Origin of the sequence: Congzhengia sp. (genome assembly GCF_037235575.1) — a bacterium.
Lineage (GTDB): Bacteria > Bacillota > Clostridia > UBA1381 > UBA9506 > Congzhengia > Congzhengia minquanensis.
In genome coordinates this window covers 26,541-52,100 of record NZ_JAXUNN010000010.1, presented here as the reverse complement: position 1 = coordinate 52,100, position 25,560 = coordinate 26,541, and the positions used below count along the sequence as shown (strand labels likewise).

The 25,560-nt window shown below is 45.5% G+C and carries 15 protein-coding genes; 4 read left to right on the top strand and 11 right to left on the bottom strand.

The features are described from left to right. Window positions 1-22 precede the first annotated feature (22 nt). From WIG73_RS01595 to WIG73_RS01575, 5 genes are all read right to left on the bottom strand, one after another. Complete coding sequence (locus WIG73_RS01595) at window positions 23-1,537, bottom strand: oligosaccharide flippase family protein (protein ID WP_337399005.1); 1,515 nt, start codon at window positions 1,535-1,537, stop codon at window positions 23-25. A 76-nt stretch (window positions 1,538-1,613) separates the two neighbouring features. Then, window positions 1,614-2,099: a hypothetical protein gene (locus WIG73_RS01590; protein WP_337399004.1), complete on the bottom strand. Its 486-nt coding sequence runs from the start codon at window positions 2,097-2,099 to the stop codon at window positions 1,614-1,616. A gap of 9 nt (window positions 2,100-2,108) precedes the next feature. Further along, on the bottom strand, window positions 2,109-2,486 hold the full coding sequence (locus WIG73_RS01585) for a hypothetical protein (RefSeq protein ID WP_337399003.1): 378 nt from the start codon (window positions 2,484-2,486) through the stop codon (window positions 2,109-2,111). Between the two features lie 16 nt (window positions 2,487-2,502). Then, the gene (locus WIG73_RS01580) at window positions 2,503-5,520 is read right to left on the bottom strand and encodes a right-handed parallel beta-helix repeat-containing protein (protein ID WP_337399002.1); all 3,018 of its coding nucleotides are present in this window, start codon (window positions 5,518-5,520) and stop codon (window positions 2,503-2,505) included. 158 nt (window positions 5,521-5,678) lie between these two features. Then, the gene (locus WIG73_RS01575; RefSeq protein WP_337399001.1) at window positions 5,679-6,551 is read right to left on the bottom strand and encodes an N-acetylneuraminate lyase; all 873 of its coding nucleotides are present in this window, start codon (window positions 6,549-6,551) and stop codon (window positions 5,679-5,681) included. 150 nt (window positions 6,552-6,701) lie between these two features. On the opposite strand from WIG73_RS01575, the gene WIG73_RS01570 reads away from it, so the two are divergent. Then, window positions 6,702-7,505, top strand: coding sequence for a helix-turn-helix domain-containing protein (locus WIG73_RS01570; RefSeq protein WP_337399000.1), 804 nt, complete (start codon window positions 6,702-6,704; stop codon window positions 7,503-7,505). A gap of 11 nt (window positions 7,506-7,516) precedes the next feature. Here WIG73_RS01570 and WIG73_RS01565 read toward each other — a convergent pair whose 3' ends face one another. Continuing rightward, window positions 7,517-8,491 (bottom strand): GDSL-type esterase/lipase family protein, encoded by a 975-nt coding sequence (locus tag WIG73_RS01565; protein WP_337398999.1) that lies wholly within the window; start codon window positions 8,489-8,491, stop codon window positions 7,517-7,519. Between the two features lie 73 nt (window positions 8,492-8,564). Further along, window positions 8,565-9,638 carry a hypothetical protein gene (locus WIG73_RS01560; protein WP_337398998.1) on the bottom strand — a complete coding sequence of 358 codons (1,074 nt, stop codon included), beginning with the start codon at window positions 9,636-9,638 and terminating at the stop codon, window positions 8,565-8,567. Between the two features lie 165 nt (window positions 9,639-9,803). Between WIG73_RS01560 and WIG73_RS01555 the strand changes: the two genes are divergently transcribed. Beyond that, window positions 9,804-11,777 carry an alpha-amylase family protein gene (locus tag WIG73_RS01555; RefSeq protein WP_337398997.1) on the top strand — a complete coding sequence of 658 codons (1,974 nt, stop codon included), beginning with the start codon at window positions 9,804-9,806 and terminating at the stop codon, window positions 11,775-11,777. Window positions 11,778-11,817: 40 nt separating this feature from the next. Here the strand turns inward: WIG73_RS01555 and topA are convergent, their stop codons facing one another. Both topA and dprA read right to left on the bottom strand, forming a co-directional pair. Next, window positions 11,818-13,890, bottom strand: coding sequence for a type I DNA topoisomerase (gene topA, locus WIG73_RS01550; protein ID WP_177680292.1), 2,073 nt, complete (start codon window positions 13,888-13,890; stop codon window positions 11,818-11,820). 21 nt (window positions 13,891-13,911) lie between these two features. Next, a complete protein-coding gene (gene dprA, locus WIG73_RS01545; protein WP_337398996.1) occupies window positions 13,912-15,072 on the bottom strand; it encodes a DNA-processing protein DprA in 1,161 nt (386 codons plus the stop codon). A 259-nt stretch (window positions 15,073-15,331) separates the two neighbouring features. On the opposite strand from dprA, the gene WIG73_RS01540 reads away from it, so the two are divergent. Continuing rightward, on the top strand, window positions 15,332-19,348 hold the full coding sequence (locus tag WIG73_RS01540) for an SGNH/GDSL hydrolase family protein (protein WP_337398995.1): 4,017 nt from the start codon (window positions 15,332-15,334) through the stop codon (window positions 19,346-19,348). A gap of 179 nt (window positions 19,349-19,527) precedes the next feature. Further along, window positions 19,528-23,544: a GDSL-type esterase/lipase family protein gene (locus tag WIG73_RS01535; RefSeq protein WP_337398994.1), complete on the top strand. Its 4,017-nt coding sequence runs from the start codon at window positions 19,528-19,530 to the stop codon at window positions 23,542-23,544. Window positions 23,545-23,583: 39 nt separating this feature from the next. Here the strand turns inward: WIG73_RS01535 and WIG73_RS01530 are convergent, their stop codons facing one another. Continuing rightward, window positions 23,584-24,435 (bottom strand): polysaccharide deacetylase family protein, encoded by an 852-nt coding sequence (locus WIG73_RS01530; protein WP_337398993.1) that lies wholly within the window; start codon window positions 24,433-24,435, stop codon window positions 23,584-23,586. A gap of 105 nt (window positions 24,436-24,540) precedes the next feature. Then, the gene (locus tag WIG73_RS01525) at window positions 24,541-25,410 is read right to left on the bottom strand and encodes a DegV family protein (RefSeq protein ID WP_249311873.1); all 870 of its coding nucleotides are present in this window, start codon (window positions 25,408-25,410) and stop codon (window positions 24,541-24,543) included. Window positions 25,411-25,560 lie beyond the last annotated feature (150 nt).

Sequence of the window (25,560 nt, the reverse complement as noted above, 5' to 3'; positions counted from 1 at the left end):
CTCCTCATATGATTTTATTTTATCATATGGGGAAGCGTTTTGCAACCAATGTTTTTTTAAAGCTCCAGGCGGAAAGCAGCAACATGAATATTGCATAAATTCCGACAGCCGCGCAGATCATTCCAATGATTGCTCCTGTGCTTGTCGGTGCGCCTCCAAAACTTTTTACAAAATAGACCGACATAAAAATGCCGATAGACGGGAGCACCGTCCACTTTAAGGGATGAATTTTAAAATCTGACACGTGCAGCAGACGGTTAATGCTCAAAAAAGCGTTTACCATTTCTGTTACATAAATAATGATGATGTAGCCGTCTATTCCCTTTGCAGGCAGCAAAAACATCATTAAAACAATGGCGATCGCTGAGTCCGCTATGTTGTAGCCCATGGAATAAACCTGCTGGTTTAACCCCTTTAAAACAGCGTCCACCACGCCGTCAGCATACATCACCGCCGCCAGCGGAGCAATCATTTTTAAAAAGTAAGCGGCCTCTGGGCTTTTATACACCGCCATGCCGATTTCTTCCGCAAAAAAGAACATAATTCCGCTTGCACCAATGGAAAACACCAATGTTGTATACAGTGATTTTTCTATCAGCGCATTAATTTTATTTGTGTCCCCCCTTTTGTGGTAACGGGTGACCTCAGGGATTAAAAGAGACGAAAACGCCTGAAGCACCGCCGAGGGGAAGAAAATCAGCGGCATTACCATGCCGTGAACAATTCCGTAGGACGAGAGGGCCGTATCAGCGTCGCTGCCGTGTTTTTTTAATCCCTTTGGAATCATGGTGTGCTCAATGGTACTGAGGGCCGAACGCACATAGGAGCTCACCGCCACAGGCAGGGCAATCCACAGCATACGCCTGGTAATGCCCTGGCTTGCGCCGCGTTTGGAATATCGTTTCATGTCAATTTTTAGAAGAATAAAAATCATAAAAAATGAAATAATTTCTGCCGCGCAACCGCTTGCAACAACGGAATTACAGGCCGCCTGGGCATCCGTTCTGCCCAAAAAGTCCAGCAGGATAACACATCCGGCCACACGGATAAGCTGCTCAGCCACCTGAACCAGCGCGCTTTTATAAATCCGTCCGACGGCGGTGAAATAGCCGCTGACGGCAGCCGACATTGCAACGCAGGGAAGCGAAACGGCTAAAATCATTAAAGGTTTTATCGTTCTTTCGTCATTTAAAAGAACATTTCCTGCAAAGGGCGCGCCGAAAAAAATCAACAAAAAGGCCGCCCCGCCGAAAATCAGTCCATACACGGCGGACCTGCGCACAGCGCGCCGCACACCGCCCTCTGAGCCCACAGCCAGCTCCTCCGACACGATTTTCGTCGCCGCCAGATTAATGCCCGAGCAGGCAAACGTAACGCCAAAATTATAAACAGACATAATCAGCGAAAACAGGCCCATGCCCGTGGCCCCGATTTTGTTTGCAATATATACATTAAAAGAAACGCCCACCGCGCGCATAAACAGCGTAACCACGGTGAGCAAAAAAGTATTGGCAATAAATTTTTGTTTTCTTTTCAACTTTATTCCCCCGCTTGAGGCTATATAGTAAACCTATGCGGGAAAAGCTTTGTTTATGATGATTTTTACAGATTGCTTAGGCAATGGGCACCTTTACCGCATCTGTTTCAAAAACCGTTTCTAAATTCTCGTTAAAGGCTTTAAATTTTGCCTCAACGGTTTGAATTTCGCCGATTTCTAGTTCCTTTAAATCTTTGTCATAAAAAACCATGGTATCCACAGCCTTTTTACCTGCTCCCACAGACATTACGAAAAGCGGTTCAATTGATTTTCCGTTCACCGAAACGTTGCCAGACATGATGGAAATTGCGCTGTCTGTGTTGTTTTCGGCATAAAAGACGATTTCCATGTTGTCAGAAAGTTCGCTTTTCTGAAGGGAACGGGCAGAGAGCTTTACGCCGTTTTCATTGTAAATTTCAAAGCCGCTGTCGTCATAGTTCTGTTTATAAGACGCCGGCGCGTCTGTTTCTACGCGAATGACCTCCGACTGCATAATTTCATTGTTGTCGCTGTCAAACACTTTAACAACAAACTCTGCTTCTGTTATTTTTTCAATTCCCATCTTGCCGAACTACTCGTTGCTGATTTCTACAAATCCATCCTGTTCGCTTTTTGCCGGTATTTCAGAAAACAGGCTGTCTGTTGACATAAGCCCGTTAATAGATAGATTGGCCGTCATAACCCGCAAGGGGCTGTCTGTGTCGTTTTTAATGTGCAGATTTATTTTTGTCACAACGTCTTCATAAGACAATCCCGTAACAACGGCGCTTACGCCGCCTTCTTCATAGTTTCCGGCTTTTTTCAGCGAAGCCTGTTCCATCTGATAGCCTGCAAACTGCTCTGCAGTTTTGCGAACCACTGTTTCCTGTTTTTCTTTCTTAGCGCTGCCGCAGGACACAAGTGCAAAAGACAGAAGAAGCATCCCGAGCAGACAAATTGTTTTTTTCATACTCATTCTCCTTTATTTAAGGAATGATAACCGTTTCATAGGGCACGAAAGGCTTAAGCGATATTGCATCCCACAAAAACAGTTTTAACGTGTCGCCGCTGTGTGTGTTTTCAGGAAAGGGATATTCCCAAATTTCAGAGCTTCCCTCGCGAATGGTTTCTGTGTTCCACAAAATATCCGTCAGGGACCCCTGGGGATTGTAAACCGCCAAAGAAGCGACAACAGATTTGTTCTCCGTTGCCCCGGAATATTCTACCGTGGCCTTGGAATTTACCGTGTCGATGTTCATGACGATTTTATCCTGCCCGGCTTCAACCACAGAGCACTCCTCCAAATACACAGCGTCACCGTTTAAAAGTGAAGAAAACCGAATGGTTAAGGTTACGTCCTCGAACACCTGTTCATCTGACGACGCCCGAAGGTGGGAGCCAATCATGGTAAAGCTGTCCGGGATTACGTCTCCGTCTAAAACAATGGCGCTTTTTCCGCCCACCGTCAACACGCCTGTAAGGTGTGTGGAAACGCCGTCTCCCTTTGCTTTTATTCTGATGTCATACGATTTCGAGGTGTCCATCCGAAACGTCTGTGAAATGGTGCCGCTGCTTCCGGTCATTTCAACCCGTCCGGAATAAAACCCGTCTGTCCGCTCGGAAGAATTTCTTGTTATTTTGGCCTGGGCGGCTTTCCATGGCATGGCATAATTGGTTTTGGTGTGCTCAAAGCTGCCGTCAGTAATCAAATTTACCTTGTCTGTTTTAATGTCTTTATACCGGCTCTCTAAACCCGCCTTATTGATAATGGCCAATGCCTCCTGCGGCCAGGATTCGTTGGGATATTTTTTGTTGCCGACATATTCGTTATACAGCGTTTTCCGGTCTCCCTCAATCCAGGTGTTGGTGGCGCTGTCGCGGAACCTGCCGTTGGTAAAAAAGTTATCCTTAAATAAAATATTTTTTGAAATATTTCCCCCGCCCTGGGCATAACCTGCACGGATCTGGTCGTCGTTTACAGAATATCTTGTGCTCTCCACGTTTCTTTCAAAGGTAAGCCAGGAAGACGAATTATCGGCATACATGGGCGAAACCGAGCCATATGTGTTCACCAAATGGTTTTCCTTAATCAGCCATCCCGGAGTGGTTTCGTCGCCGGCGGTGGGACCTAAATGATAAATCTGTCCGCCGTCGTCAATTCCGGCTGTTAAAACGTCTTTAATTAAGTTATAGGAGATTTCGTTTCCCACCTCAACCTGATCGGCGCCGCTGTGCCAGCCAACGGAGATACCCGAATAGGTGCAGGAGGAAATTTCATTGTGAGTGATTTTTGTATTGCGGAGCATGCCGCCGACAAACCCGGTCGCGCTGGGAAAATCAAGCCCAATGTTATGAATGTAGTTGTTGGAAACCAAATTTCCCTCGTTGGCATTGGCGGGGTCGGCCGCATAATCCTTGTTACCGCCGTAACCCTGGCTGGGGTCGCCTAACACCACGCCCACGCCGGAGGTGTCGCGCACCACGTTTCCGATAAGCGTACAGTTTTGAAACTGCTTTAAATAAAGAATTCCCATATTTCCCGCGTTATTTACAACACAATTTTGAAAATTGACGTTATTCACAGTCTGTGCCCGAATAGCCGCCTCATAAAGCTTTCCCTCGTGACGGCTGACATCGCTCTGGTTGGAAAGGTGCCCCATCGCGCCGTTGGGCCGAAGCCAAGTTGTTTCAGTGAAGTGAATTCCGTCAAAGGTAACATTTTCGGCGCGGTTTGTCACGCTGTCGCCCTCAATGACTAAAAGCTCGTCGATAACAGGAACAACGGCAGTTGCCTTTGTCATGTCCTCTCCCGGCTCCGGCATATAGAACACGTCGCCGGTGTGGCGGTTAATGTAAAACTCGCCCTCTGTGTCTAACAGCTCATATGCATTTTCAATATACTCCAAATCGTCAGTCAACGTAATTTCTGTTTTTGAGGAGTGGGGATTGGTGGCAAAATCCCATGCATGGGGGTCGAAATTTACAACATATTTGTCCCCCTCCGGCGCAACACTTTGAACGCCCACACGGTAACTGCACCATTTTCTGTAATACACAAATTCCACATCGTCCAAATGTTCCCAGTTCTGCATGCCGAGGTCTTTTCCCACATACTGCGTTTTGCCGGAAAAAAGAGCGCCCTCGGGAATGGAAGCGGAACGTGCCCGCATGGCGCGGTTTCCGTTGATATAAAGCTGCCGCGCTTCTCTTGCCCGTTTATCGGTTCCCACATTTGCTTTCCAAATATTTTTTTCGCTGTCATAAAGCTGCCAGCCGCCGATGCGTTTTCCTCCGCTAAGAGCGGCCTCATATCCGTCCCAGTTTTTATAAATGGTCTGCTTGCCATTGCGCAATTTATCTCCGCTTCCAATTCTTACTGCGGATTGAATTTCGTAGGAGTCCACAACGGAGCCGCCGCGGTTTTTAATGTTGCTTGTTCTTGACGTAACAAAACGGGACAGCTCGTCCTCACCGTAATAAAACGTGCCCCGCAGGTTTACGTTCACGTCGAAATTCACTAAACTTGCGGCCATGCTGACATATCCCTGGGCACGTTCAATGGTGCGGTATGGGTCTTCCATGGTTCCAGCGCCAAAGTCGTCTCCGTTTTGCGCGTCTACATAAACGTCATACTTTACAGCAGTGTCACCGCGCAAAATCTTATCCTCTGAAAAGCTGGAAAATGCGCTGTCCGTGTAATTTGTGCCGTCTCCTAAAGCAACCACACGAACCTTATATGTACCGCCATATCCAACGTGCTTTGTCAAATCCAATTCTGTGGTCTTCACCGTGACCGTATTTGCCTTTCTTGAGCCGCAATAAATCGCCACTTCGTAACCTGCCGCATTTTCAACAGAATTCCAGCTTATATTCAGCCCTTCGCCCCAGACCGGCCCCGCAGGAGCGGGAAGCTGGTTTGCAGCAAATGCCGGCGTGCAAATACTAATTGTCAAAATAAATGTTAAAATAAATCCGATTGCCGTAACATTTCTTTTTAAGTTCATTTCCATCTGCCTTTCCTAAACGTGAATATCACACCGAATAAGTAATTTCTCCGGTATTTTATATTATAACATAATCAAACGGCCAATTGCAACTGTTTTATTGTGGGACAACAAACAGCGCCTTTCCTGCCGGAAAGACGCTGTTCGTTATTTTAAGCTTAAAACAGGTTCTTCACTGTTTCATAAACATAGGACTCTTCTTCTTTGCTTAACTGACCAAAGGGCTTTCGCAGGGCGCCGCAGTCAATTCCCATCATTTTTAAAATTGCCTTTTCGGCCTTTAAAACGCCAACCTTTATAAGCGCCGCAATAATGCGGTTTACCTCTTTTTGAATGGGCTGTGCTTCGCTTAAGCGGCCTTCTTTCACAAGCGTATGCATTTTTACAAACTTTTCCGCCATAAAGTTATAGGTGCTGCCAATGCCGCCGTCTGCCCCCATGGCGAGGCCTGCCAAAAACATCTCGTCAAACCCGTTGAAAACCACCTTGTCCGGATAGGCCGATTTAAACTGCTCCATTGCAAAATAGTCATTTGACGTATGTTTCACGCCGATGAACCGGTCGTCAGACAGAAACTCGCCGATATTGTCCGCGCTTAAGGTCACACCCGAATATTTGGGAATATTGTAAACAATCATGGGCAGCTCCACCTGGCCTACAAGATCAAAATAATATTGCTTAATCTCAGGAAACGTGAAACCGTAATAAAATGGCGACACAGAGGAAATTGCGTCATAGCCGCACTCTAAAGCGGTTTTTCCAAACTCCGCTGCCTGGTCGGTGCTGATTGCGCCGATGTGTGCAATCAGCGTACACCGCCCGTTTGCAATTTGCGCCGCAGACCGGTAAAGCTGCTTTCGTTCAGATTCAGATAACAAAAATGCCTCCCCCGTGCTGCCCCCAACATAAAAGCCCTGAACGCCCTTTTTCAAATTCATCTCCATCAGTTGTTCCAGCGCTTTTTCGTTAAAACGGTTGTTTTCATCAAACGGCGTTAAAAGCGCCGGGAAAATGCCTTTAAATTTTTCCATGGTTGAAAAATCCTTTCCTATTTTTTAATTTCAGTTTAGCACAGGAATAATAAAATTCTTTTGCGAAATTGCGGTAATTTTTGCTGACATTGCTTTTTTAAGTAGACAACGCGCCATATTTGTGCTATGCTTTATGCAGAGGTGATGGATATGCCCGCATTCATTCAATGGAAATACCGCCAGCAGGGAAAAGATGTTTTAAACCACAAACGCCATTTTTTCGACAACAGCTATGAAATAATTCACGTGCTGTCCGGCGGCGGAAATGTGGTCTGCGGCGACAAAATTTTTCCTTTAGAGCCTGCAAATATTTATTTTATTGACAGCGAGCTGCCCCACATGACTGTGCCGTCTGAACATTGCGAATATATCAGGAGCAAAATTGTCATTCAGAAAAATGAAATGAACCGTCTGCTTACACAAATTGGGGACAGCACTACCATCGATACCCTATTTGGCACCCGCGGCGGAAATTATTTTCATTTAAGCGGCGAGGCAAACGACAGGGCCGACGGGCTTTTTCTTTCCATGAAAACCGACACAACACCAATGAACTTATTGAAAAACGTGCTGGACTTATTTCTGCTGTGCAAAGCCGCCACTGCGGCGGCGCCGAAAAATAACTGCGGCGCCGTTGACCAGCTAATCGGATATATCAATAACCACTTTGCATCAAATTTAACGTTAGATGCGCTCTCTAAAACCGTTCACACCAGCAAATATTATTTGTGCCGCGAATTCCGTAAAAAAACCGGCATGACCATTAACGACTATATTAAAAGCGTTAGAATTCTGCGGGCAAAAAAGCTTTTGGAAACAACAACAGACAGCGTTTCTGAAATTGCGCTGTCTGTCGGGTTTATTAACTTTTCACATTTCAGCAGCGCCTTTAAAGACTCCTGCGGCATGCCGCCGTCTGCATACCGAAAAAAGGCTGCCCGCCCGGTGTCATGACACCGGGCCTTTTAAAGCAGTTTTTTAAGTTCAGGAATCAGATGCCGGGCAACTTCAAAATGCCCGTCGCGAAGCGGGTGCAGAGGCTCTTCCGGAATCCAGCCGTAAGAGTCGATATATGTAACAGCTTCCCCTTTTTGCTCGTTAAACCGCTTCACCATTTCGCCCAGCGCTTCGTGGAACGCGCCGCAAAACGCGCTTAAAACCACGATTTTAGAAGCCGGATTTCTTTTTCTCACAAGCTCTAAAAATTCCCAATAACCTGTTAAATAGTCTTCCTCCTTGGCGCCCCTGTCGTTTGCGCCGTGGTTAATTACAATGATGTCAGGGTTTTGCGGTTGTGCAAAAGAACCGCTGAAGTTATAGGGATATGCTTCTATCACCTTTGGCACAGAGCCGCAGCCGCCCTTTGTTATGCCCACGGCGCCGTAACCCATAATGACCGGCTTCAGCCCCAAAGCCCGGGCGGAAAGATATGCATAGGTGGCGGTTACATCGTCCTGGTTGGGCCTGTTTTTCTGGTTTATGCGCTCGTCGTTATAAAATGCGTCGATTAAAACTCCCTCGGTGATGGAATCGCCGATAAATTCAATTACGCGGCGATCGTCTTGCGGCAATGTGCCGCTTTTTTCTGCTTCATATCCCAAAAAGGAAAGCTTGCCCACCAGCGGTTGATGCCAGCGGTGCTGCTGCTCCATGGCGCCTTTTAAGACAACCGTGATAAAATGCGCCCCGCTTGTTTCGCACTCAATCCGTAAATACCGGTTTAAAGGTGTTTCCAGTTTCGCACCATTGTCCACGCTAAGATACAGATGGGGAAAAGGATGTTCGTTCCAGTCTGTGTCAAAGTGTAAAACAGCGCATGTTCCACAAAACGCAAGTTCTATTGTGCCCCCCGGCGCCGTGGTTACAGCCGCGCCGAACCGTTCCGTATCCCACCGCCCCGATAATCTGACAGAGGTGTCTTTGTATGATATAAATTCCATAACGTTCTCTCCATTTCTTTATATTTTCAATATGATCCGCTTTCATTGCCGACAAGACAGTTGCACCTTAATGTTATATTTTTGTTTTTTCCACCAGTTCCTTTAATTGTCTAGCCGTATAATCATCTGTGTCTGTCACATAAATATAAACGCCTTTGGGCGAAATGTGCTTTAACAGATTTTCAAGCAGCTCCGGCCTGTTAACAAACAAAACCAAGCCCTTTCCGCCTGCCTGTATCTTTTGATACAGCTCAAACCAACATTCGTCGGCAACATCTGCATTGCCGGCCCCCGGAATCCATTGAATGGCATTCAGACGCGGAATGGAAAGCAGGTGGTCAACATGCTGAAGTTCACCCGGTCCGTCCAAATGGTAAATGGAGTGATCCAGATACTCTGTTTGATAAATTAAGTCCGGAAGGACAAATTCTTCAAACATATCCGCAGACAGCATTGCGGAAAAGTCGCACTGCAGCGGAAAATATGCTTTTTCGCACCAAATGGGCATCCAGCTTGTTACGCCGTCCTGATAGCCGTCTGTTATACTTTTTAAATGGAAAAACGCCTCTTTCCAGACAGGCTGAATTTTTTTCACCAGTTCCTTTACCTGCTTAGGATTGTCATACATGTCCAACAACAGCTCGCTGGTGCCTCTGAGCGACGCGGCAATATCAAGCGTTCCGCCGATGTCGGCAATGGAGGTATAGAAAATGCCCTTTCCTGCCTCGCAGAGCATTTTGGTATAGGTATCCGTTGCCTGCCACATTTCAGAATTTCTATAAATTTTAATTTCGGGATAGCTGTCCCAATTCTTTATAATCGGATTGCGGTCAAACCAAACTGTGTCTTTTGCCACCTGGAAGCTTCCGCCGATGCAAGCCGCCAAAGAACCCGGTCCAAAATCTGTAAATATGGTTGGGAACCCGTCGCAATAATAATTTGTATGCAAAATACGTTCCTTTTCCCGCAGCACGCGGAATTCAAAATCCATGCGTACTTTCCAGTTAACCTCATCCTCTGTCAGTCCGGAAAAATCCGGCGCCGGGCTTTTGCTGCCATCGGGCGCAGACAAATATACCAAAAAACGGTCTGTTGCATCGTTCTGCCAAAAAGCGCTGTAGCGTTTTTTGGAAGCTTCACTTAACATAAAAGTTTCCTCCCCTGCCTGATATTATTTATACCTTATCTGAAAATTCGTTTCCTGTCAAGCATTATTTTATATTGGATTGTCAATGAATATTGTTGACTTTAAAATCAACGTGGTATATAATCTATTTAACCTAAATTTTTAAGAAAATAAAGGAGAGGAAAAATGAATTTCAGACAGGTACATTTAGACTTTCATACTTCAGAAAAAATTGACGGCATTGGCTCGCGTTTTTCGAAAAAACAGTTTCAGGAAGCTTTAAAAGCCGGGCATGTAAATTCCATCACTGTGTTTTCAAAGTGTCACCACGGCTGGGCTTACCACCCGTCCGACGCCAACGAGATGCACCCCGGCCTTTCTTTCGATTTACTAAAAGAGCAGATTGAGGCGGCCCACGAAATTGGCGTGAAAACGCCTGTTTACATCAGCGCGGGTTACGACGAAAAAGCTGCAAAGGAACATCCTGAATGGCTGGCCCACTACAGAGACGAAAACGGCAACATATTGATGCCAGACTTTTCAATTCCCAGATATCATATGTTTTGTTTAAACACGCCTTATTTACCCTATCTACTGGCGCAGATTAAAGAGGTGTGTGAACGTTACGACGCCGACGGCATCTTTTTAGATATTATGTCGGTGAGAAAATGCTACTGTCCCGCTTGTGTTGCCCAGCTCATTGCTGAGGGCAAAGACCCTGCAAACGAAGCCGATGCGTTAGACCTGGCAGAGCGGGTTTATGCAAACTATTGCCGCAGTGTGCGCGAAACCATCGATTCTGTAAAACCCGGCCTTCCTGTTTTCCACAACGGCGGCCACATAGTAAACGGCAGGCGCGACTTGGCGGACTTTAACACCCATTTAGAACTGGAAAGCCTGCCCACCGGCGGCTGGGGCTACGACCATTTTCCGCTGTCTGCGCGCTACGCACAAGGGCTGGGGAAAGAATTTTTGGGTATGACAGGAAAGTTTCACGAATCATGGGGCGAGTTCGGCGGATTTAAACACAAAAATGCACTGCGCTATGAGGCGGCCTTAGCCGCGGCCAACGGCGCAAAATCCTCTGTAGGCGACCAGTTAGCACCCAACGGTGAAATGGACATGGCCACCTATAACCTTATTGGTGCGGCCTATAAAGAGTTAGAAGAAAAAGAGCCGTGGCTGGATCATGTTACGGCAAAAACCGACATTGCCCTGTTTTCTACCGAGGCTGCCGCGACTTATTATAAAACATCAGACAGCGCAAGGGTTTCCGGTGCAACGGCAGGCGCTGTGCGCATGCTGCTGGAGGGCCACTATCTGTTCGACGTGGTGGATTTTGAATCGGACTTTAACAAATACAGTGTGCTGATTTTGCCGGATGCCGTTCGGTTAGATGAGGGATTTCAAAAGAAAATACAGTCGTTTTTAGATAACGGCGGCAAAATTTTAGCCACCGGCACGGCTGGTTTGAAAAAAGAAAACGACAGCTTTGCTTTCGACCTGGGTGCAAAATTTGTTGGCAAAAATGAATTTTGCCCGGACTATCTGCGTGCCGGTTTTGACATTCCCGATATGGACATTTCTGACTACATCATCTATGCGCAGGGCTATCGATGCGAAACCACAGGCGAAGAGCTTGCCTCCCGCCGTGACCCCTACTTTAACAGAACAGCTGAGCATTTTTGCTCTCACAGACACGCCCCCTCCTCCGGCGTTTACGGCGGTGCCGGCATAACAGAAGGCAAGGACGGCGCATACATCGGGTGGGAAATTTTCACCGAATATGCAACCCGGGGTCCGCTTATTGCAAAGCGTGTTGTAATGCACACATTAGACAAACTGCTTGCTGAAAGAAAAACCCTTGAAACCAGCCTCCCGGCCCAGGGCGTTGTCACGTTGATGGACCAGGCTGAAAACAGCAGACTGGTTTGCCACACCCTTTACGCCATTCCTGTAAAACGTGGAAACGGTGTTGAAATTATTGAAGACATTGTGCCGGTATTCGACATAGATGTAAAAATTAAAACGGAAAAAGAAATTAAAAAGGTTTATTTGGCGCCGTCAATGGAAGAAATTCCGTTTACCCAAAAAGAAGGATATGTTTCCTTTACTGTTCCGAAAATCGAATGCGCACAAATCACCGTGCTTGACTATTAAAACTTTAAAAGGCTGTACAGCGTTACTGTACAGCCTTTTTTTATTCTTTTGTATAACCGCAGTCGGGATTTGCACAGACAATTTGTTTCTTTTTGCCTTTTTTAGAAAGCAGCAGGCCGCCGCATTTCGGGCACTTTTCACCTGCCACGGGCATATCCCACGTCATAAAATCACATTTTGGGTTGTCCTCGCACCCAAAATAGGTTTTGCCTGTTTTCGATTTCTTTTCCAAAATCTTTTTGCCGCATTTGGGGCAGTCTGCCCCGGTTTCTTTCACAATGGGCTTGGCATTCCGGCACTCCGGAAAGCCTGGGCACGCTAAAAACTTTCCAAACCTGCCCATTTTATACACCATGGTTCGACCGCACTTTTCGCAGATAACGTCAGACTTCTCGTCCTCAATTTTCACCTTGCCGATTTTCTCATCTGCCGTTTTCAGTGTCTTTTCAAAGGGGCCGTAAAAATCTTCTACGATTTTTACCCAGTCGATTTCGCCCTCTTCAATTTCGTCCAAATCCTTTTCCATATCTGCGGTAAATGCAATGCCTACAATGTTCGGAAAATGCTCCGTCATAATGTCGGTAACAACCGAACCCAGTTCTGTTGGAAGCAGCTGCTTCTTCTCACGCGTGACATATCCCCGCGCTGTAATTGTGGTGATGGTCGGAGCGTAGGTACTGGGGCGGCCAATGCCCTTTTCCTCCAGCATTTTAATCAACGTTGCCTCCGTAAACCTTTGAGGCGGCTGGGTGAAGTGCTGGTTGGGCAAAAGCTTTAACAGTTTTAAAATTTCATCTTTTGAAAGGGGCGGAAGCACCTTGTCCTTTTCTGTTTTATCGTCGTCGCGTCCCTCCACATATACGCTCATATATCCTTTAAAAACCAGCTTTGAGCCGCTGGCCTTAAAACCAAACCTGCCGGCTTTAATGTCGGCGTTTACCGTTTCATAAACCGCCGGCTTCATCTGGCAGGCGATAAACCGTTCCCAAATCAGCTTATAAAGCTTATACATATCTGCGGGAAGCGATTCTTTTAAATCGGCAGGCTTAATCGACGCATAGGTGGGGCGGATTGCCTCGTGCGCATCTTGGGCGCTGTTTTTTGTTTTATACACATTTGGCTTTCCCGGAAGCAGTGCGTCGCCATATTTTGTTTTAATTTCCTCCCGCGCGTCTGCTATAGCGTCGTTTGAAAGCCTTAACGAATCGGTTCTCATGTAGGTGATTAAACCCACGGTGCCGTGGCCTTCCACCGCCGCGCCTTCATATAGCTTCTGGGCGGCCATCATGGTTCTTTTCACCGTAAAGTTTAACTTTCTCGACGCCTCCTGCTGCAGAGTGCTGGTGGTAAACGGCGGAGCGGGATTACGCTTTTTCTCGCCTTTTTTCACATTGTCCACTACAAATTCCTGCTGTGCCAGCTCGTCTAAAATTGCTTTCACTTCCGGCTCTTTTTCCGGTTTGAGCTTTTTACCGTCGCAGCTGTTTAGCGACGCTTCAAACTCTTCACCTGCCTGGGTTTTGAGTTTTGCGTCTACCGTCCAATATTCTTCGGGAATAAAATTTTCAATTTCCCGCTCACGGTCAACAATCAGCCTGGTGGCAACAGACTGCACCCGCCCGGCGCTTAGGCCTTTTTTCACCTTGCGCCACAGAATCGGGCTGATTTGATAGCCCACAATCCGGTCTAACACTCTTCTGGCCTGCTGGGCGTTCACTAAATCCAAATCAATGGGGCGCGGTTCTTTAATGGCTGTCTGCACCGCATTTTTTGTAATTTCGTTAAATGTAATTCTGCAGTTAGATGTTTCATCTATATTTAAAAGCTTTGCCAAGTGCCATGAAATTGCTTCGCCCTCACGGTCGGGGTCAGTTGCAAGATAAATTTTCTTTGCGTTTTTTGCCTCTTTTTTCAGCTTTGACAAAAGCTCGCCCTTGCCGCGGATTGTAATGTATTTCGGTTCAAAATGATGTTCTAAATCTACCCCCATTTGACTTTTGGGCAAATCCCTGATATGTCCCATGGAAGCTACCACATTATATGATTTTCCTAAATATTGTTTAATTGTTTTCGCCTTGGCAGGCGACTCCACAATTACCAAATTGTTTGCCATTTTAGGCCTCCTCTTTTTGTATCAGACGTTTAAAATAAAGTTCTTCCCCGGAAGCGTTTTTACAAATCCTCCGATTTCCAGCATCGTAAGTTCTGAGGAAAGCTCATCCGCAGACAGCGACGTTGCATTCAGTAAATTCTCAAAATGCACGGGGTCAAGCGACAGGCGCGTCAATATGTTTTTTGCGGTTTCAGACAGCCCGTCATACCTTGCGTCAGTAAGCGGCGCAAAAGCTGCGCTGTCCGGCTCCTTTTCCTCTTTATATTCTTCCTCTGAATTATTTATGCATTGTTTTAATGTATTTATGTACACATCCTCATACTCGCTTAAAACATCAATTGCAGATGCAACCAAAACAGCGCCCTGACGAATCAGACTGTTGGTTCCCCTGCTGTGTCCGCGGGTAATGTCGCCGGGAACTGCAAACACATCCCTTCCCTGCTGAAGCGCATAATTTGCCGTTATCAGCGCGCCGCTCTTTTCCGGCGCTTCTACAACCACCACGCCGTCTGAGATGCCGCTGATAATTCTGTTCCTTACAGGAAAATTCTGGGGAAGCGGCGGCGTGCCCGGCGGATATTCTGAAAGAACCATGCCGTTTATGCTGATTGCCTCCATCATCTCCGAATGCTCGGGAGGATATGCAAGATCCAAGCCACAGCCCAAAACCGCCACCGTAATGCCGCCGGCAGAAAGCGCGCCGGAGTGGGAAGCGCCGTCAATGCCGCGGGCCATTCCGCTGACGACAACAACGCCGGCCGCAGCCAGCCCCCTTGCAATATCCATTGCTGCACATCTGCCATACTCCGTCATCAGCCTGTTTCCAACCATGGCAATGCAGGGCCGGTCGTTTAAATTAATCCGCTTGCGGCTTAAAACATATAACACGTAGGGCGGGTCTGGAATGTGCCGGAGCTTGTCCGGATATAACGGACTGTCATAGGTCAAAATCCGAATTCCAAGTTTTCGGCACTGTTCTTTCACCCGGGCGCAGGGCGTTAAATCCTTATCAGACAAAATATGAACCTCGTCACTGCTTAACCCGGCAGTCTCAGCCAGCTTCTTTTTTGCGGCTTTAAAAATTTGTTCAGGAGATTCAAAAATTTCTAAAAGATGGGTGATTTTATTGTGTCCCAAATTTTCTTTTAAAGACAGCCACAGCCAAAAATCTAACTCTGCCAAATCATCCACCCCATTTTTAAAAAAAAATTCTTTCTATATTAAATTACTACAAAATTGGTCCATTGTAAAGTATTTTTTTAACAGAGAGCAAAATATTCATGATTATTTCATATAAAATTGTGTCAATTAAGGAAGCTTTTTACAAAAAGTGCAATAATTGTTGCAAAATTTGCACATAATTTGCAATATATGTGTTGAAGAATTTGTGAAATATGGTATAATAAGAATGTATATTAAAATTTACAAGGAGAGAAAGTTTATGAAAAAGACCTTTTCACTCATTCTTTCGCTTGCGCTATTGATGAGCTCATTCAGCGCCATCACTGTGCACGCGGCAGATGCGTCTTCTTATTTCAAAGAAGAAGAAGCGTTCTTTTTCTCATTTGAGAACAAGAGCGATTTAGACGAACCCGACATGCAGTTTGACAATGGATCAGACGGCACGTTTCAAACAGCAGGCGCAGCTACATATTTTACCCCCGGAGCCAACGGCTCTGCCGGCGCGGTTGCCGTGCACACAGAGGTAAAAGAGGGCAACCAGGGAATTCAAAACTCGGGGGTTAACAACATCAAGCTGATTCCTGGAAAAGATTATGAAATCTCCATGAACATTAAGCTGTTGTCAGCTTATAACTATGCTATATGCCCCAACGTCAATTTCTTTATTATGACGCAAAACACCAAAACATACAGCAACGCGGCATGCACCGAAGGCGAGTCCTCAACAGGCTCTTACTACTCTGTTTTTAAAGTGAAGGGCGATTCGGTGTTTACCAAAAACAGCGACGGCACCATTTCTGACGAGTGGTCGACCTTAAAAGCCACTTTCACAGTGCCCACGCAGTTTAGCAGCAACCGTTTTGTAAAAGCCGGGGAACTTTCCAATTTCCAGATTTTTGCTCGGTTTGGCTCGTCGGAACATTCCATTGACACCGCATCTGACTTTACATCTGAATTTTATGCTACTCGCGAAGATGTTACGGTAAGAGTGACGAACGGCAAGCCGGAAATCCGCAAAAATGTGTGGATTGAATATGCGTTAGACGACATTTGCCTGCTTCCCGCAGCTTACACCTCTGAATCTGTTGATCCCGAACCCGAGCCAGAACCCCGGGAGCTGGCGTTTTGGGATCAGGACTTTGAGAGCGGAAAATTAGGCACAGGCGAAGACGGCCTTTTATACGAAGCCATGAGCTACACTCCAGAGTTTACTGACGACACACCGGAGGAGTTGCCGGATTCTACCAAGGCTCTTAAAGCAGTTTATAAAGACTCCGCTGACGGCCTTTTAGACCTTAAAATCAAAACCGGCGACAACAGCAAAAAGCTTTGGTATAACAGAACCTATAAAGTCAGCTTTTGGGCAAAAACTTCTCAGGCTGTTGTAGATTACGCAAAAAACACCGGAAAATCCATGCACTTTATTCAGGAACGTACCTCTGAACAGCGCTTAGAACGCCGGAAGGACAAATGGCCCAACATGGAGCTGAAAGTAGAATATGATACAAATTGGAAATATTATGAAATCTACTACCGTGAAACCCTGAATGAATCCCTTTCCCGGTCATCTGAAAATGACGGCTGGACAACCATTTTCGATTTCAGATTTAAACTTCCCGGTAACAGAAGCGACTCACCCGCGACGGACGCAGATGGAGATAAAACATATACATATAAAACATTGGCCGGCGAATCGGTAACGGAAAAAGCCAAGAATTTCGAAATTTATTTAGACGATTTTAAAGTGGAGCCCACGAACATTGTGTATAACGGCGACATGGCAATTGCTGAAGCCGCTGATTCCACAATTCCTTTCCTTCACTATGACGGCAGAACTAAAAATAACGGTCAGGACTACTACCTAGCCGGAAGCGACACTTTCTCGCCCGCTGTTTTGGGTGACGGCACCATTACAGCCGACAACACCTTTGCCGAAGTTTCTGGCATTGCCAACGAGAACGTTTTAAAGCTGACAGAAGCAGACGATAAAATGCACCAGGAAGTTGAAATTGACAACAAGAAGAAATATACCGTTTCGTTCTGGGCGAAAGCTGACGATGGTGCAGCTGTTGGTAAAAATTTGCTTCCTGTGATGGACCGTTCCATCATTGGAGATATGCGCGACGACACGACAATTGAAATCACACCGAAAGATAACAGCGCAAAGGTTAGCATTAACGACCCTGCAAACCCTGACTATAATCTTGGTATGGGCTATGGCAACACAACCGGCGAAACAGGCGATGTTCCATTCATGTTGTTCTCGGGGCCTATGGGCAACAGCCATAGTTCTACTACTTTAAATCTGACTGCGGCCGGTGAAAAAATTGTAAAAGACGACTACTTTACCAGATTAAAAGCAGACCCTGCCACAGCTTGGAACTATGAATATTACAACGGTGAAAGCTGGGTAAGCACAAACAACCAGGATGAGTTTTCCTCTAACCTGGCTTTAACAGAAGGCTGGAAAGAATATACGTTCGACTATGAATGCAATTACGAAGGAGACCATTACCGTATGCCGGAATTCTCCATTGATACGGACGAGGCCGTAAACTTCAGCCTGGCGAACATTTCCATTGTGGAACAGGAATCTGGAGAAGAACCTGTAACCCCGCCTCCGGCAGATACACCTTCCGAATTTAAAGCTTCAAACGTTTCTGCTACTAGCAGCAAAGAATCTCTTACCACCTCCGATTCTATCAACGTATCGTGGGATTTTGAAATGGAAAGCGGCAAAGATACTCAAGAAGCAGATGGAAAATCTTTTATCAAAATTTACGCTAACGACGGTGCAAACCGCTACTTTGTTGCAGCTGCAAGAGCAGACGCAGCCGGCAGAGCAGATATTAAAGCAACACAGGATTTGTTCGGCAAGAACTTAGAATTTGAAGTAATTCCCGTAGATAAAAACGGCAACTGCGGTCACAGCGGCACGGCCGTATTTAGCGGTAAAATTACGCTTGCCATGACCTCTGACCTGGCCATTGATCTAAACAAAACATCTGTCAATTGGTCAGTGAACGTAACAGCAGCAGAAACCGGTGCGGCTTCTGCCTATATTGCGCAATACGACGCAAACAATAAACTTGTGAAAATTGACTTAGAACCCATTTCTTACACAGACGGTGAAAAGACCTTTGGTTCTAACATTAACGTGTTGGACAGTGCAGTGAAAGTGAAGTTGATGGTTTGGAGCGACACGTTCACACCGTTGGCCAGCGTAAAAACGGTTGAACTGATGCCGGTGAACAAAGACCCCTTTGCCGGCGACGACCAAATTAACGTTGTATTCTTAGGCGACTCGCTTTACGCAGGCGCAGGTGCAGGTTCAGAAGAAAACAAATGGGTTACCAAAGTTAGTAAGTGGTTTGAGCAAACATATGCGACAGACAATGTAAAAGTAACGTGCACGAATAAAGGTGTTGGCGGAACTACAACTGAATATAGCTTAGTGAGAGTTTTGCGCGATGTAGTTGCGTTAGAGCCCGACGTTGTGTTCTTCAGCCATACCATAAATGACGGCAGCCGCGACACAAGAAGAAACATGGAAAGTGTTGTTCGCACTTTGATGGAAATGGATAATCCACCTTATATCATCTTTACGCGCAGCACAAACCAAAACCTTACCCAATCAAATGGTTACGGCAATCAGGTGGCTGACTTCTATAATCTGCCGTTAATTGACGATTTAGAAGCTTATAAAGCAGTACTTGCAGAAACAGGAAAACCTGCCTCTGACTTCTTCTCTGACGGCACACATCCCAACGCCGCCGGATATCAAATCATTGTCGACGAAGTGATTCGCTGCATTGAAAGCGGCAGATATTATCACCGGCCGGTAGTTCGCAGTGACAAACTCATGGAAAACAGCGGCACTATTGCAGAAGTGAACTTTATTTCCGCCACAGACAGCAGCGTTGTAAAACTGAATGGCAACTGGAGCACCGGAAGCAACTACGTACATTCCACAACCGTAGGCGACACGATGACGATTAATTTCACAGGCGATATTTTTGCCTTTGAATATGGTTTGCACAACGACGCCGGAAACATTGAGGTTCGTGTCGACGGCAATCTGGTAAAGACCTTTGACGTACACTACAATGGTCAAACCGGTTATCAAAGGGTGTGCAAGGATAACTCCGCACTATTCGATTTAGATTACGGCGAGCATACGGTTGAACTGAAAATGGTTCCCGGTCCGAACTCGTCCGGCGGTAACATTCAAAACCGCTTCTTTACCATCATGACCGGTTCATGGGTACAAGAATAGTAAAATAGTAAAATAATAAAAACAATCCCCGCAAGATATAAATCCTGCGGGGATTTTCTTATACAATAACGCAATATTCATCACAAAATATGCACATAATTTGCAATATTTGTGTTGAAGATTTTGTTGAATATGATATAATAATATTGTAATATAAAATTTACAAGGAGAAAATGTATATGAAAAAGATCTTTTCACTCATTCTTTCGCTTGCACTTTTGATGAGCACGCTCAGCGCTGTCACGGTTCAAGCGGCAAATGCCTCTTCATATTTGAAAGAAGATGAGGCATTCTTCTTCTCATTTGAAAATGAGAATGACTTCAGCTATGCAGATATGAAGCTTGATAATGTATCTAACGGAACATTTCAAACCGCAGGCGTAAACTCTGCATATTACACCCCAGGTGCCAACGGCTCAAAAGGTGCAGTTGCATCACATATTGAGGTTAAATCCGGCAACCAGGGCATTTCAAACGACGGCATTTCCGGCGTGAAACTGATACCCGAAAAAGAATATGCGCTTTCACTGGACATAAAACTCTTGTCTGCGCAAAACTATGCAGTTCAGCCAAATGTTAATGTATTTATCATGACAGAGGGCGCAACTACATACGCAGACGCAGCGTGCACCACAGATGAAAAGAACACGGGATCATATTACATTAATTTTTCTGTAAAAGGTGACACCATTTTTGACAAAAACCCTGACGGAACAATTTCCGGCGAATGGGCCACAATGAAAACAACGTTTACATTGCCGCGTGCTTTAAGTGGCGGCCGCTATTTAAAACCCAACGAGCTGGCCAATATGAAACTCTTTTTCCGGTTTGGTTCTGCTGCCCATACCATTGCCACCGCTTCCGATTTCACACAGGAATTTCAGGATTCCCGTAAAGAGGTGACGGTATCATCTACGGTAACGTCAAAAGACTATTGGATTGAATATGCCATAGACAATGCATGCCTGCAGCCCGCTGCTCATTCCAACGACACAGAGCCGGAGCCGGAACCCCAAGAACTGGCTTTCTGGGACAACGATTTTGAGCAAGGAACTCTGTCCGGCAGCGGCGACGGCGTTACCTACGCAGCCCAAAGTGCCGCTTCTGTAAAATTTGTAGATGATACGCCCGATGCTTTGCCGGATTCCACAAAATCACTTATGATGGTATATGGCGGCTCAAAAGACGGTTTGATGGATTTAAATACTAAAATTTCTGACAACAGTAAAAAGCTTTGGTATAACCGCACCTATAAAATCAGCTTTTGGGCTAAAACATCGGAAGCGGTTGTGGAATTTGCTAAAGCAAATCCCAAAGGCTCCATGTGGATTATTCAGGAGAGGACTTCTGAACAGCGCTTAGAGCGCCGGAAAGATAAATGGCCGAATTTAAGCTTGGATATTGAATATGACACAGATTGGAAGTATTATGAAATCTATTACCGCGAAACGCTCAACGAATCGCTTTCCCGGTCTTCTGAAAATGAATGGAATACTACATTCGATTTAAGATTTAAACTGCCAAAAGATGCGGTTGCCGTTACCGACACCGACAGCGGAGAAAAAATTTATTTTTCATATGAAAATGCGCAGGGTGAAACTGTGAAATGCAAGGCAAACGACTTTGTTGTTTATCTTGATGATTTTAAAGTGGAACCCACAAACATTGTGTATAACGGCGACATGTCAGTTGCAGCCGCATCTGATTCCACTGCTTGCTTTTCACATTATGACGGAAGAAAAGCAAGCAATGGCAGCGATTTTTATAAAGCCGGCGCAGATACCTTTACCCCGTCTGCTTTAGGCGACGGCACCATTACAGCCGACAGCTCCTTTGCTGAAGCCTCCGGCTTGGCCAACGAAAATGTTTTAAAGCTGACAGAAGCTGACGGCAAAATGCACCAGGAAGTTGAAATTGACAACAAGAAAAAATATACCGTTTCGTTCTGGGCAAAAGCTGACAACGACGCGGCAGTCGGCAAAAATCTGCTTCCTGTGATGGACCGTTCCATTATCGGGGACGAACGTAACGGAGAGGAAACCACCATTACGGTGAAGAACGGCGGCGGAACAAAAACAATTAACACTCCCGGAAGCGCAGATTATTTAGGTGTTGGCTACGGTGAAAAAACAGGTGAAACGGGCGATGTTCCGTTCATGCTGTTCTCCGGTTCTATGGGCAACAGCCACGAATCTTCTACATTGAATCTAACAAACGCCAATGAAAAAATTGTAAAAGACGACTATTTCGGCAGAATGAAGTCTGTAAACGGCTATGAAGACCAGGCATCCCCCACCGCGTGGAACTATGAATATTATAACGGTGAAAGCTGGGTAAGCACAAACGACGCAACGTTTACTTCAAATTTTGCATTGGAAAGCACCTGGACAAAATATGAATTTGAGTATGAATGTAATTACGAAGGCAGCCACTACCGCATGCCAGAATTCTCAATTGATACAGACGAGTCGGCGAACTTCAGCCTGGCGAACATTTCCATTGTGGAACAGGAAAGCTCCGTTACGCCTCCTGTTGATGAAAAAGAAGCTGAATTTAAAGCATCCAATGTAACAGTTACCAGCGATAAAACAAATCTTACAACGTCTGACTTCATCACCGTTACATGGGATTTTGAAATGGTAAGCGGAAAAGATACACAAGAGGCCGGCGGCCAGTCCATTATCAAAATCTATGCGGTTAATGGCGATTCCCGCTCGTTCATCGCAGCGGCAAAGGCCGATGAAGCAGGAAAAGCAACCATTAAAGCTTCGAACGATTTGTTTGGTAAAACTCTTGAGTTTGAAGTTATCCCCATTGATGTAAATGGCAATGCAGGCCACAGCGCAACCGGCACATTTGTAGGAAAAGTGGTAATGGCATTAGACACCTCAATTTATGTTGGCGACGATCAGAAATCTGTCGACTGGCAGGTTAGCATCAGCTCCGCGGGAATTGAAGGCACCTACACCGCATATATTGCGCAGTATGACACAAACGGCAAGCTTGTTGCAATCAACTCAGAGCCGGTAAACTTCACAGACGGCGAAAAAATATTTGGTTCAAATATCTCTGTGCTATCTAACGCCGTTACGGTAAAACTCCTCTTGTGGGACGAAAACCTGAAACCTGTGGCAGATGTGCAGGAAGTGACCTTTATGAACGCCAACAACGATCCCTTTAAAGGCGATGACCATGTGAACGTCGTATTTTTAGGCGGTTCCATTACCCAGGGAACCGGTTCTTCAAATTCAAAGGAAACTTGCTATGCAGCGCTGACTGGCAAATGGTTTGAAAGCACCTTTAAAACAGCAGACAGAGATGTAACCTGGCACAACATGGGTGTTGGCGGCACACCGTCGCAGTATGGCCTGCTCCGCTTAAACCGCGACGTAGTTTCAAAAGATCCTGACATTGTGTTTGTTGAATTTGCAGTAAACGACAGTGGAAACGATACCAGAAGATATATGGAAGGCATCGTGAGAAGCCTGTTAGCTTTAGAAAAAGTTCCGTATATCGTGTTCCTTTATACAACGAATGAAACTTACACTACCCCAACAGCTTACCATGAACAGGTGGCGGAATTCTATGGCATACCGCAAATCAGCTTGAAAGATGCGCTCAAGCGTGAATTAAACGGTGCAAATGCAAAAGAGGCCGGCTATTTAAAGGACAGCGTTCACCCGTCAGATTTAGGATATGCAGTGTATTTTAATGAAATTAAAAAATGCTTAGAAACAGGACGCTATTATCAAAAGCCTCTTGACCGCGCAGATAAACTTGTTCCTGAAAGCACCGGTGTAAGCACCAGTTTCACAACCTCACAAACAGCAACTTTTGCTGAAGACAGCAAGTGGACAACCGGCGGCACCGACCCAAAACAATTTGTGAAGTCTGTAACACCTGGTGACTCTTTCGAGTTTGAATTTGAAGGCAATGTATTCGCCGTTGAACACGGTCTGAATATTGTTGGCGGAAGGTATGACGTTTATATTGACGGCGTTAAGGTTGGTTCCGGTGAAACCTATTATAACAATATCACTTCAAACCAGCTTGTGTTAGGATATAACAACTTTAATCTTGGTTCAAAGGGAAAACATACAGCAAAAATTGTTGTTTCTGACCAAAAACATCCCAACAGCACCGGCAATCAGGTATTGATTTATAACATCATTACAGGAACAACATTAGATTATTAAAATAAAAAAACACCCCGCCGGAATACCGGCGGGGATGTTTTATGCAAAACAAACAGTTGCACCTGGGTTGATGTGGTGTTTTTCTGTCTCATACTCAAAAAATATCGTATGTGCGGTAGGATTATGTATTATTTTCTCGCTCAAGCTGATTTCAAGGCTGCGAAACGCCGTAACATAGTCGTAAATTTCAATATTGGTAGCGTACCACACGTCCTCTTTTCCGCTGACAAATTCAGCGAACCGTTCTATCAAGTCCCAGTTGTTGTCTTCTGTGTTCTGGTCAAACTCATAGCTGTGTCCCCAAACATAAAACAGCCAGGGCTCACGCCGCCAGCCTTCTTTCAAATCCGGTGAGTCGGTTACAAATTCCTGCGCCAGTTCCATTAGACGCTTGTTCTTGTGGTGGCAGGTGGCGGGCAGCCGCAGCCAGTCTATCGGAATGGTAAACTGCTCCGTAGAAGCCGTTGTCCGAAAATACCGAATCCCGCAGTTTTTCAATATACCCACAACCTCATCACTGTAACTTCCGAATGGATATGCACCGCCGCGGACAATTGTGTGAAACAATTGCTCCAAGTTCTCCCTATCTGCTAAAATCTCCTTTGTGACCTGGTCATTCGGAAGCTGTTCTAAATGCGGATGGGTAAAGGCGTGCACCGCTACCTCGTGGCCCGAGTCCTTATAGGCCGAAACCACGTCTTCCTTTGTCATTCTTCCACTTTTCCGGTCACCCGGCATTTGGCCAAAACTTCCGCTGTTTAAATTAAACGTTCCTTTCAGCCCATATTGATTAAAAATAGAAATCAACCGCAAATCCTGATAAACACCGTCGTCATAGCTAAAGGTCAGGGCCTTTGGCTTTCCGTCGGGAAACCGCATGTTCAGTTTCATTTCTCGTCACCCCACAAATAAAATTTGAACTTATTTTATCACCTATTTTCTGTGTTGTCAATAAAAAAAAGCGGACGAAAATCCGTCCGCTTTTTTTCGTTATTATTAACGCGCTTCCCCCATATAAAACAGGGCAAGTGTTCCCGGTCCTGAATGTGCTCCAATCACCGGGTCGCAAAAGTTTATAATAATGTCTTTCACTTCTGTTTCTGTTCTGATTTTGTCCGCAAGATATTCCGCATCCTTTAAACAGTCACCGTGACAGATGGCAATAACCTGGTTTTGCGGGTCTTTCACGTTCTTTTTAAAGATTTCAAACATGGCGTTTAACGATTTTTTTCTGCCGTTTACCTTATCCTGCACAATCAAACGGCCCTCGTTATCCACATGCATCACCGGCTTCACCTGCAAAATGGTGCCAATAATTGCAACGCCGCCGGAAAGCCGCCCGCCGCGTTTTAAAAAGAACAAATCATCTACCGTGAACTGATGCACCATTTTTAAGCGGTTTTTATAAACCCAGTCTGCCGCTTCTTCAACAGTTCTTCCCGCCTCCCGAAGCTTGGCGGCATAATATACCAAAAGTCCGTGTCCAATTGAGGCCGACAGCGAATCAATCACGATAACCTGCCGGTCGGGAAAACGCTCGCGCACCGTGTCCGCCGCAATTTTGGCAGCCTGATAGGTGCCGCTGATGCCGCTGGACATTAAAATTGCCAGCACATCTTTTCCGTCTTCTAAAACTTTCTCGAATTCGTCTATAAACATATCGGTATTGACAAGCGAAGTTTTCACATTCTCTTTGCTTCTGAGTTTTTCATAAAATGAAGCATAATCAAATTCTTCATCTTCTCTATAGCCTTTATATTCCTCGTTTCCGATGAAAAAAGACAACGGTAAAATACGCACGCCAATTTCTTTAATCATGCTTTTGCTGAGGTTTGATGATGAATCTGTTATAATTTCATAAGCCATTTTTTCATACCTCCATTATTCTGGTATTCAATACTATGTTACCACATGCAGCAAACCCTGTCAAGTGGTTTTGTGTTAATTTCATGTAAGAATTTGGAATGGTTTTCTTGCTTTTTTAGCACTTCTGTGTTAAAATAGTTATGTAAGGAG

What these genes read in the sequence shown, in the direction of transcription:
- WIG73_RS01590 (WP_337399004.1), bottom strand. Translation starts at nt 2,099, where the DNA reads ATGGGAATTGAAAAAATAACAGAAGCAGAGTTTGTTGTTAAAGTGTTT.
- WIG73_RS01585 (WP_337399003.1), bottom strand. Translation starts at nt 2,486, where the DNA reads ATGAAAAAAACAATTTGTCTGCTCGGGATGCTTCTTCTGTCTTTTGCA.
- WIG73_RS01580 (WP_337399002.1), bottom strand. Translation starts at nt 5,520, where the DNA reads ATGAACTTAAAAAGAAATGTTACGGCAATCGGATTTATTTTAACATTT.
- WIG73_RS01575 (WP_337399001.1), bottom strand. Translation starts at nt 6,551, where the DNA reads ATGGAAAAATTTAAAGGCATTTTCCCGGCGCTTTTAACGCCGTTTGAT.
- WIG73_RS01570 (WP_337399000.1), top strand. Translation starts at nt 6,702, where the DNA reads ATGCCCGCATTCATTCAATGGAAATACCGCCAGCAGGGAAAAGATGTT.
- WIG73_RS01565 (WP_337398999.1), bottom strand. Translation starts at nt 8,491, where the DNA reads ATGGAATTTATATCATACAAAGACACCTCTGTCAGATTATCGGGGCGG.
- WIG73_RS01560 (WP_337398998.1), bottom strand. Translation starts at nt 9,638, where the DNA reads ATGTTAAGTGAAGCTTCCAAAAAACGCTACAGCGCTTTTTGGCAGAAC.
- WIG73_RS01555 (WP_337398997.1), top strand. Translation starts at nt 9,804, where the DNA reads ATGAATTTCAGACAGGTACATTTAGACTTTCATACTTCAGAAAAAATT.
- topA (WP_177680292.1), bottom strand. Translation starts at nt 13,890, where the DNA reads ATGGCAAACAATTTGGTAATTGTGGAGTCGCCTGCCAAGGCGAAAACA.
- WIG73_RS01540 (WP_337398995.1), top strand. Translation starts at nt 15,332, where the DNA reads ATGAAAAAGACCTTTTCACTCATTCTTTCGCTTGCGCTATTGATGAGC.
- WIG73_RS01535 (WP_337398994.1), top strand. Translation starts at nt 19,528, where the DNA reads ATGAAAAAGATCTTTTCACTCATTCTTTCGCTTGCACTTTTGATGAGC.
- WIG73_RS01530 (WP_337398993.1), bottom strand. Translation starts at nt 24,435, where the DNA reads ATGAAACTGAACATGCGGTTTCCCGACGGAAAGCCAAAGGCCCTGACC.
- WIG73_RS01525 (WP_249311873.1), bottom strand. Translation starts at nt 25,410, where the DNA reads ATGGCTTATGAAATTATAACAGATTCATCATCAAACCTCAGCAAAAGC.